Source organism: Pseudogemmobacter sp. W21_MBD1_M6, from assembly GCF_052119585.1.
In the GTDB taxonomy this organism is placed as follows: Bacteria; Pseudomonadota; Alphaproteobacteria; order Rhodobacterales; family Rhodobacteraceae; genus JBGQOJ01.
This window is the reverse complement of sequence record NZ_JBGQOJ010000005.1, coordinates 184,826-191,519: the sequence shown is the minus strand read 5'-3', so window position 1 is coordinate 191,519 and position 6,694 is coordinate 184,826. Positions and strand designations below refer to the sequence as shown.

Genomic DNA, 6,694 nt, shown 5'->3' with positions numbered 1-6,694 from the left:
GGCGGATTGATCCATCACTCGGACCGCGGCGGGCAATATTTGTCCATTCGATACACCGAGCGTTTGGCCGAAGCTGGGATCGAGCCATCGGTCGGCAGCGTCGGTGACTCGTATGACAACGCTCTCGCGGAAACCATAAACGGTCTTTACAAAACCGAGCTGGTTCACCGCCAGGGCCCTTGGCGCAACATGCAGGATCTGAAAATGGCCACCCTCGGCTGGGTCGACTGGTTCAACAACCGGCGCCTGCTTGGACCCATCGGAAACATCCCGCCAGTAGAGGCCGAAGAGAACTTCTATGCACAGCGCGACGTGTTCGATATGGTCGCGTGAAATGAAGCTATAGGTCTCCGATAAACTCGGAGCGATTCAATCAACTGGTCTATCCGCAGACCGCGCGGAATGTTTCGAACCGTGCAACCCAATCTGACCGGGCGCACTTCCACCGTGATCTGCGTCATGAATGCGTGACGTTGTCGCTGCTGCCCTGCGTCTCCAACACTGTGTCATGTGGAGCAGACTGACCAGCCTTTTCGGAGTTATGCCCACTTCCTGTCGCGTCGAAGCGGCATCTAAGACACTGAAAGGAAGACGCGTTACGTTTTGTCAGGTTTCGCCGAGATCAATTTCACCGGTCGCGCGGTTTGCATCATTCCAGCGGATTGATGACGCGGTGCAGAAAGTCCTTTGTTCGTTCATGTTTGGGGTTACGCAGCAATTCGCTGGCAGGACCTTCTTCCATAATCACACCGGATTCCAGAAATAGCACACGATCCGCCACTTCGCGCGCGAATCCCATCTCATGCGTTACAACCACCATGGTCATCCCCTCGTTTGCAAGATCGCGCATGACGGTCAGCACTTCGCCTACAAGTTCGGGATCCAGCGCTGATGTAGGCTCGTCAAAGAGGATCGCCTTGGGTCTCATTGCCAAGGCACGAGCGATTGCCACCCGTTGTTGCTGTCCCCCCGACAGGCTGGACGGATAGGCATCCAGCTTGCCTGATAGCCCCACCTTATCCAGAAGCTCTCGCCCCAGTTCGATGGCATCGGCCTTTTTTTCACGCTTCACCTGAACCGGGCCTTCGATCACGTTTTCCAGCACCGTGCGATGGGGGAACAAGTTGAAGCGTTGAAATACCATCGAAAGTTGGGTCCGAACGTCTATGATGCTTTTGTCGCTTGGATCAATTTTGATCCCGTCGAACATGATCGCCCCACTGTTGTAAGTTTCCAAACCGTTGATGCAGCGCAGGATCGTCGATTTTCCTGAACCGGAAGGGCCTATGATGCAAACCACCTCACCCTGTTTGACATCGAAACTGACGCCTTTGATGACTTTGACGGGTCCAAAGGATTTGTGAATATTGTCCACGGAAATCATGTGTTGGCATACCTTTTTTCCAGATAGCGGGTGAGGAATGTCAGCGGCAACGCCATCGCCAGATACATCAGGGCAACCAGCGAGAAAACGGTCATGTTGTCAAACGTAGACGATGCGATCAGCTGGCCTTGCCGTGTCAATTCCGCCACGGTGATGGTCGAAACCAGCGATGAATCCTTAAGCAGCATGATGATCGTATTGCCAAAGGGGGGCAGAACGATCCGCACGGCTTGCGGCAGGATCACGCGGCGCATGATCAGACCATCGGTCATGCCGATGGAATGCGCGGCCTCGATTTGACCTTTGTCGATGGCTTCGATTCCGGCACGGAAATTCTCGGCTTGATAGGCCGAATAGGCAAGGCCCAAGCCAATGATGCCCGCCTGCAAGGCCGTCAGATTTATGCCGAGTTCGGGCAGGACGAAGTAGATATAGAACAGCTGAACGATAATCGGGATGCCGCGTATTATCGTAATGAACGTGCGACTGATCCCCCGAAGGGTGCGCGATTTAGAGACCGCCATGATCGCCCAAACCAACCCAAGGACAGAGCTCAGGATGACCGAGGAAAAAGTCACCACGATGGTCAGCGTCACGCCTTCCATCAGCAGGGGAAAATACTGGGCCGATCTGGCCAGAAATTCACTCATGTGTTTTCACTCCATGTTGGGCAGGCACGAGAAGTCGCGCCTGCCCGGTATTCTTACTTGATGCCCCATTTTGCCAGGATTGCGTCCAGTGCGCCGCTGGCACTTATCTTGCCGAGCCCCTCGTTTATCGTGGCAAGAAGTGCGGCATCGTCCAGACGGACGGCAATGGCGACATCGCCTGTGATCTGGGATTTGTACTCCTCGACCATGCGCACGTCCGAGGCCCCTTTGGAAAGTTGGTATGCCAGGATCGGGCGATCGCCAAAGCCGGCGTCGATACGACCAAGAGAGACATCCCGCATGATGTCTGCCAGCGAGTCGTAGATCTTGATCTCCTTGAACTTTCCGCTTGCTTCGAGCGGCGGGATATAGGCCGTACCGACCTGAACGCCCACAGTCAGGCCTTCCATCTCGTCGATGGATGTATAGGCAACATCGGCGTCTTTCGGCACGATCAGGCCCTCGCCGTAAGAGTAGACCTTGTCGCTGAAGGCAACGACTTCCGCACGGGACGGGGTCGCATACATTGCGGCGGCAATGATATCGATCTTGCCGCTGGTCAACGAGGGGATAAGGGCGCTCCACTGTGTCGCGTCCACCTGGACGGCGAAGCCTTGTTCCTTTGCGATGGCCTCGATGATGTCGACCATGATGCCGTCGATCTGATTGGTCTCGACATTCAGAAAGGTGAATGGAACACCAGTGGGCGTTGACCCCACCTTGTAATTCGTTTGGGCGTAGGCCGCGCCAGTGATTGCAAGGGTCGCGCCGAGCGCCAGCGACACACCGCGCAGTTTGTGAACAAAAGACTTGAACTTCATGTGAATCTTACTCCCTGTTTCTTTGCTGAGCGGCTAAAAGTTTCGTAGCAGACTTCATAGTGGTTGAAATTAATGCCGCAATATTTCAATGTGAGCAAAACTATCTTGGGATGTCAATCATATGTTGGAAAGCAAATCGGATGCGAGCGGATCTGGCCGGACCGACAGTGTGTCCTCGGAGCCTGAAGCCGATCCTCAGATCGGGCGCCGGTTGAGAGAGCGTCGCAAAGTCCGGGATATGTCGCTGAAAGATGTGGCATCCAAGGCGGGTATCTCTGTCAGCCTGCTCAGCCAGGTAGAGCGCGGACTGTCGATGCCCTCGGTGCGCTCGCTCGGCGCGATCTGCGCGGCGCTTGAGATGCCTGTGTCCTGGCTGTTTGACCGCCACGATGAAAACCCTGGTCGGATCGTTGTGCGCAGACATCAACGCCGCACGCTCGATCTTGGGGCCAAGGGGATGATCAAGGAGCTGATGACGCCCGACAGCTGCTCGGGCATCCAGATGATGCGGCTCGTTATCCGGCCGGGCGGGTCAACGGGCGACACGCCCTATAATCACCCAAGCGGCTCGAAATGCGGCACCGTTCTATCGGGTACCCTCGCCCTTGAGGTTAATGGCACCCTGCATGAAATCGGACCCGGTGACGCTTTTGCTTTCGATGCGCAGGAACAGATCCGGTTTTGGGCCGTCGGACAGGTCGAGACCGAGGTGCTTTGGGTGGTGACACCCGCTGTTTATTAATCTTTCGGCTTTGAGGTGTGTGAAATGATACAGAACGAACTGCCCAGCATTGCCAATTCGGTGTGGTCGGCGACGGCGGCACCCCCGCCCGACTGTCCGCCGCTTGTCGGCGACCATCAGGTGGATGTTGTTATCATCGGCGGCGGGTTTACCGGGCTGACGGCGGCACTTCATCTGGCCGAGGCCGGCATCAGCGCCATGGTGCTGGAGGCCGAAACGCCGGGCTGGGGCGCCTCGGGGCGCAATGGTGGCCAGATCAATCCGGGCCTGAAGGAAGATCCGGACGCAGTCGAGCGGCATTTCGGTCCGGTGTTCGGGCCGCGCGCGGTCAAAGTGTCAGGCGGCGCGGCTGATTTTGTCGCGACACTGATTGCCAGGCATGAAATCGACTGCGGCTTTTCGCAGCGTGGATGGGTCCAGCCGGTCCATGACGCGACCGCGATGACCACGATTACCAAACGGGTCGAACAATGGCAGCGCCGCGGCGCGCCGCTTCGGCTGCTGTCCAGGCAGGACGCATCCGAAATACTGGGCACCGACGCCTATCTCGGGGGTATGATCGACGAGCGTGGCGGCCAGCTCCACCCTCTGAATTACGCGATCGGTCTGGCCAGGGCCGCGCTGAAGGCGGGCGCGGTGCTTCACGGTCATACCCGCGCTGTCAGCATCGAAAAACAGGGGGCGGGCCATCTTGTCAAATGCGCAAACGGCACCGTAAAGGCAGGGCGCGTTCTGATCTGCACCAACGGCTATACGGATGACGTCGCCCCGCGCGTAAGGCGCAGCGTCGTGCCGATCCGCTCTATCCAGATCGCGACAGATCCGCTGAGTGACAACTTGCGGCGCAGCATTCTGCCCTTTGGTCATTCCGCCTCTGACAGCCGCCGGTTGCTGCTTTATTTCCGGTTCGACGCGGATGGCCGGTTCTTGATGGGCGGACGGGGCGATTACACGGAAAAAGGGCTGAAACGCCAGTTTGCATCGCTCAAGTCGGTCACGGAAACGCTTTATCCCCAATTGGGCGGCGTTCCGTGGAAATATGGCTGGGGTGGTTTTGTGGCAATGACGGCCGATCATTACCCCCACCTGAGCAGCCCCGAGGCGGGGATCATGTCGGCGGTTGGCTACAATGGGCGCGGCGTGGCGATGGCAACGGCGCTGGGTAAGGTGCTGGCCGATTGGGCGTCCGGGGTTGCCGAGAAAGACCTCGATTTTCCGGTCACCCACCTGCGCCCCATCCCGTTCCATTTCCTGCGCAAACCCGCCGTCACGGCAATGATCGCGTGGTCCCGGCTGAAAGACAAACTGGGATAGGATCGAATCTGCATGTCCAGAGGTCCGATAAATTTCGCACTGGGCCGCCCGCCCAGTCCGATAACATACGTTCACCTGTTCCGAATATTCTCCCACCTTTGATGTCGGGCATGCGCGGCGCGTCACGGGCCAGACAGGTGACGCCGCTTTGCCTGAAACCGATCGCGGTGCACAGGCCCTGCGGCATGTCATGCCAGCGGCGCATCGCATCCATCATGATCGGCAGTTCCGCCAGATCCCGGCCCTGATGACGCAGCCAGCCCCAGTTCCAACCCGACTGCACGCCCTTTTCGCACAGCAAAACGCGAAGGCCATCGCGCGAAAGCTCCCAGTCGGTCAAAAGCCCGATTATGCCACTACCAATAACCATGACATCCACCGCTTCTGGCGGCGGGCCAGAATGCTCTGGCAGGGTGGCAAGGGTGATCGGAAAACCGAGCGTGACAGGTCAGAACCTTGAAATCAGGTAGGGGGCAGGATCAATGACCATGGCTCGTCCGGCTATGGTGTCCGCGACCATCTGCGCCGTGATTGCCGCGTTCTGTATCCAGGCTTACCCGCTTGCCCAACTGCCGCACCAGCCTGGCCGACCACGCCCCTGCCGCAATCACCAACCGGTCGAACGACTGTGTGTTCCCTTCGGCATGAACGGTCACGCCGCCTTCGCCGCATCGGGCAATCCCGCGAACACGCTGGCGCAGATGGATCGCGCCCCGCCGCGCGGCGGCGTCGAAATATGCCTGCGCCGGCCCTTTGGGATGCCGCACAAAGCCGCAGTCAAAGAGCGCGAGACGATAGGGTGTAGCGCGGCCGCAATGCGGTCCACTTCGGCAGGCAATCCCGCGCGTGCAAAGCGGAACAACCACGGCAAGACCTTCAGCGAATGGCGCAAGCGAAGCACCACAGCCCACGATCCCCGCGCCGATAATTGCGACAGACCGCGGTCCACCGTCTTTCATAGACTTAGGCATGGACGTGATTCCGTTCGAAAAAAATCTCTGTTTGGGTAATGCGCCATAAACTGCCCCGCCCGCCTCAATCGGCTATTGTCGATCCGCGACGGCATATGGCTTCGTCAAAGGCTTGATCACTCCAAGTCTATACCGATGGTGCCGAAACGGGTTTCGGCCCATTTCGAAAAGCGCAATACGGGATAACAATAGAAGAAATAGAAGACGGCGATAAGGCTGTAGATAAACATGATGTCGCCCGGCATTCTCATGATTGCCACTTCGCCCTGACGGGTCAGCTCTGCGATTCCGATCACCGAAAGCACCGCTGTGCTTTTGATCACGATCACATAGACACTGGCCATCGGCGGAATCGTCATTTTCAGGGCTTGAGGAAGGATAACGTACCTATGGGCCTGCGCCTTGGTCATACCGACCGAGCGGGATGCTTCGCTTTGTCCGGTTGGCACGGCGAAGATGGCCGATGCGACAATTTCGGTCACGTAACTTGATGTGTAAAGGGACAGTGACACCACTGCCGCCGTGAAGCTGTCGAACTTCAGCCACTCGATGTTGAATGACGGAAAGACGAAATAGATGATGTAAAGCTGGACCAGATATGGCGATCCGCGCAAAATATGCAGATATGTGTTAATCAGCTTTTCCAAGGCATAGATTTGCAGCGTCTTGAGAACGCCCAAGACAAACCCCAGCGCAGAGCCGAAGAAAATCGCAATGATCGAAATCTTGAATGTGATCCAGAGCCCCTGAAGCAAAAAGGGCGAAAGTTGGTCGATAATACCCCACTTATGTGCAAACCATTCCATGCGATA

At 57.3% G+C, this 6,694-nt stretch carries 9 protein-coding genes; 3 read left to right on the top strand and 6 right to left on the bottom strand.

What is annotated here, in order from left to right:
• Window positions 1-333: integrase core domain-containing protein (locus ACEN2R_RS08650; RefSeq protein ID WP_442041242.1), on the top strand; the 333-nt coding region annotated here is incomplete at its 5' end.
• A 316-nt stretch (window positions 334-649) separates the two neighbouring features.
• On the opposite strand, the gene ACEN2R_RS08645 is transcribed toward ACEN2R_RS08650, so the two are convergent.
• The 3 genes from ACEN2R_RS08645 to ACEN2R_RS08635 are packed head-to-tail and all read right to left on the bottom strand — an operon-like array spanning window position 650 to window position 2,855.
• Window positions 650-1,384 carry an amino acid ABC transporter ATP-binding protein gene (locus ACEN2R_RS08645; RefSeq protein WP_442041240.1) on the bottom strand — a complete coding sequence of 245 codons (735 nt, stop codon included), beginning with the start codon at window positions 1,382-1,384 and terminating at the stop codon, window positions 650-652.
• Window positions 1,381-2,034 (bottom strand): amino acid ABC transporter permease, encoded by a 654-nt coding sequence (locus ACEN2R_RS08640; RefSeq protein ID WP_442041238.1) that lies wholly within the window; start codon window positions 2,032-2,034, stop codon window positions 1,381-1,383. The genes ACEN2R_RS08645 and ACEN2R_RS08640 overlap by 4 nt, the downstream gene beginning before the upstream one ends.
• Before the next feature lie 53 nt (window positions 2,035-2,087).
• A complete protein-coding gene (locus tag ACEN2R_RS08635) occupies window positions 2,088-2,855 on the bottom strand; it encodes an ABC transporter substrate-binding protein (protein ID WP_442041236.1) in 768 nt (255 codons plus the stop codon).
• A gap of 121 nt (window positions 2,856-2,976) precedes the next feature.
• Between ACEN2R_RS08635 and ACEN2R_RS08630 the strand changes: the two genes are divergently transcribed.
• Window positions 2,977-3,597 (top strand): helix-turn-helix domain-containing protein, encoded by a 621-nt coding sequence (locus ACEN2R_RS08630; protein WP_442041234.1) that lies wholly within the window; start codon window positions 2,977-2,979, stop codon window positions 3,595-3,597.
• A gap of 24 nt (window positions 3,598-3,621) precedes the next feature.
• Window positions 3,622-4,911: an NAD(P)/FAD-dependent oxidoreductase gene (locus ACEN2R_RS08625; protein WP_442041232.1), complete on the top strand. Its 1,290-nt coding sequence runs from the start codon at window positions 3,622-3,624 to the stop codon at window positions 4,909-4,911.
• On the opposite strand, the gene ACEN2R_RS08620 is transcribed toward ACEN2R_RS08625, so the two are convergent.
• From ACEN2R_RS08620 to ACEN2R_RS08610, 3 genes are all read right to left on the bottom strand, one after another.
• Window positions 4,865-5,281, bottom strand: coding sequence for an FAD-dependent oxidoreductase (locus ACEN2R_RS08620; protein ID WP_442041230.1), 417 nt, complete (start codon window positions 5,279-5,281; stop codon window positions 4,865-4,867). The two genes, ACEN2R_RS08625 and ACEN2R_RS08620, sit on opposite strands and share 47 nt — an antisense overlap.
• A gap of 109 nt (window positions 5,282-5,390) precedes the next feature.
• Entirely contained in the window at window positions 5,391-5,882 is a 492-nt protein-coding gene (locus ACEN2R_RS08615; protein ID WP_442041228.1) for an FAD-dependent oxidoreductase, read from the bottom strand.
• 116 nt (window positions 5,883-5,998) lie between these two features.
• The gene (locus ACEN2R_RS08610) at window positions 5,999-6,688 is read right to left on the bottom strand and encodes an amino acid ABC transporter permease (RefSeq protein ID WP_442041226.1); all 690 of its coding nucleotides are present in this window, start codon (window positions 6,686-6,688) and stop codon (window positions 5,999-6,001) included.
• Window positions 6,689-6,694: the final 6 nt, after the last annotated feature.

Bases quoted from the DNA above. Each gene is read 5' to 3' on its own strand.
- ACEN2R_RS08610 (WP_442041226.1), bottom strand. From the start codon at position 6,688: ATGGAATGGTTTGCACATAAGTGGGGTATTATCGACCAACTTTCGCCC.
- ACEN2R_RS08630 (WP_442041234.1), top strand. From the start codon at position 2,977: ATGTTGGAAAGCAAATCGGATGCGAGCGGATCTGGCCGGACCGACAGT.
- ACEN2R_RS08645 (WP_442041240.1), bottom strand. From the start codon at position 1,384: ATGATTTCCGTGGACAATATTCACAAATCCTTTGGACCCGTCAAAGTC.
- ACEN2R_RS08640 (WP_442041238.1), bottom strand. From the start codon at position 2,034: ATGAGTGAATTTCTGGCCAGATCGGCCCAGTATTTTCCCCTGCTGATG.
- ACEN2R_RS08625 (WP_442041232.1), top strand. From the start codon at position 3,622: ATGATACAGAACGAACTGCCCAGCATTGCCAATTCGGTGTGGTCGGCG.
- ACEN2R_RS08635 (WP_442041236.1), bottom strand. From the start codon at position 2,855: ATGAAGTTCAAGTCTTTTGTTCACAAACTGCGCGGTGTGTCGCTGGCG.
- ACEN2R_RS08620 (WP_442041230.1), bottom strand. From the start codon at position 5,281: ATGGTTATTGGTAGTGGCATAATCGGGCTTTTGACCGACTGGGAGCTT.
- ACEN2R_RS08615 (WP_442041228.1), bottom strand. From the start codon at position 5,882: ATGCCTAAGTCTATGAAAGACGGTGGACCGCGGTCTGTCGCAATTATC.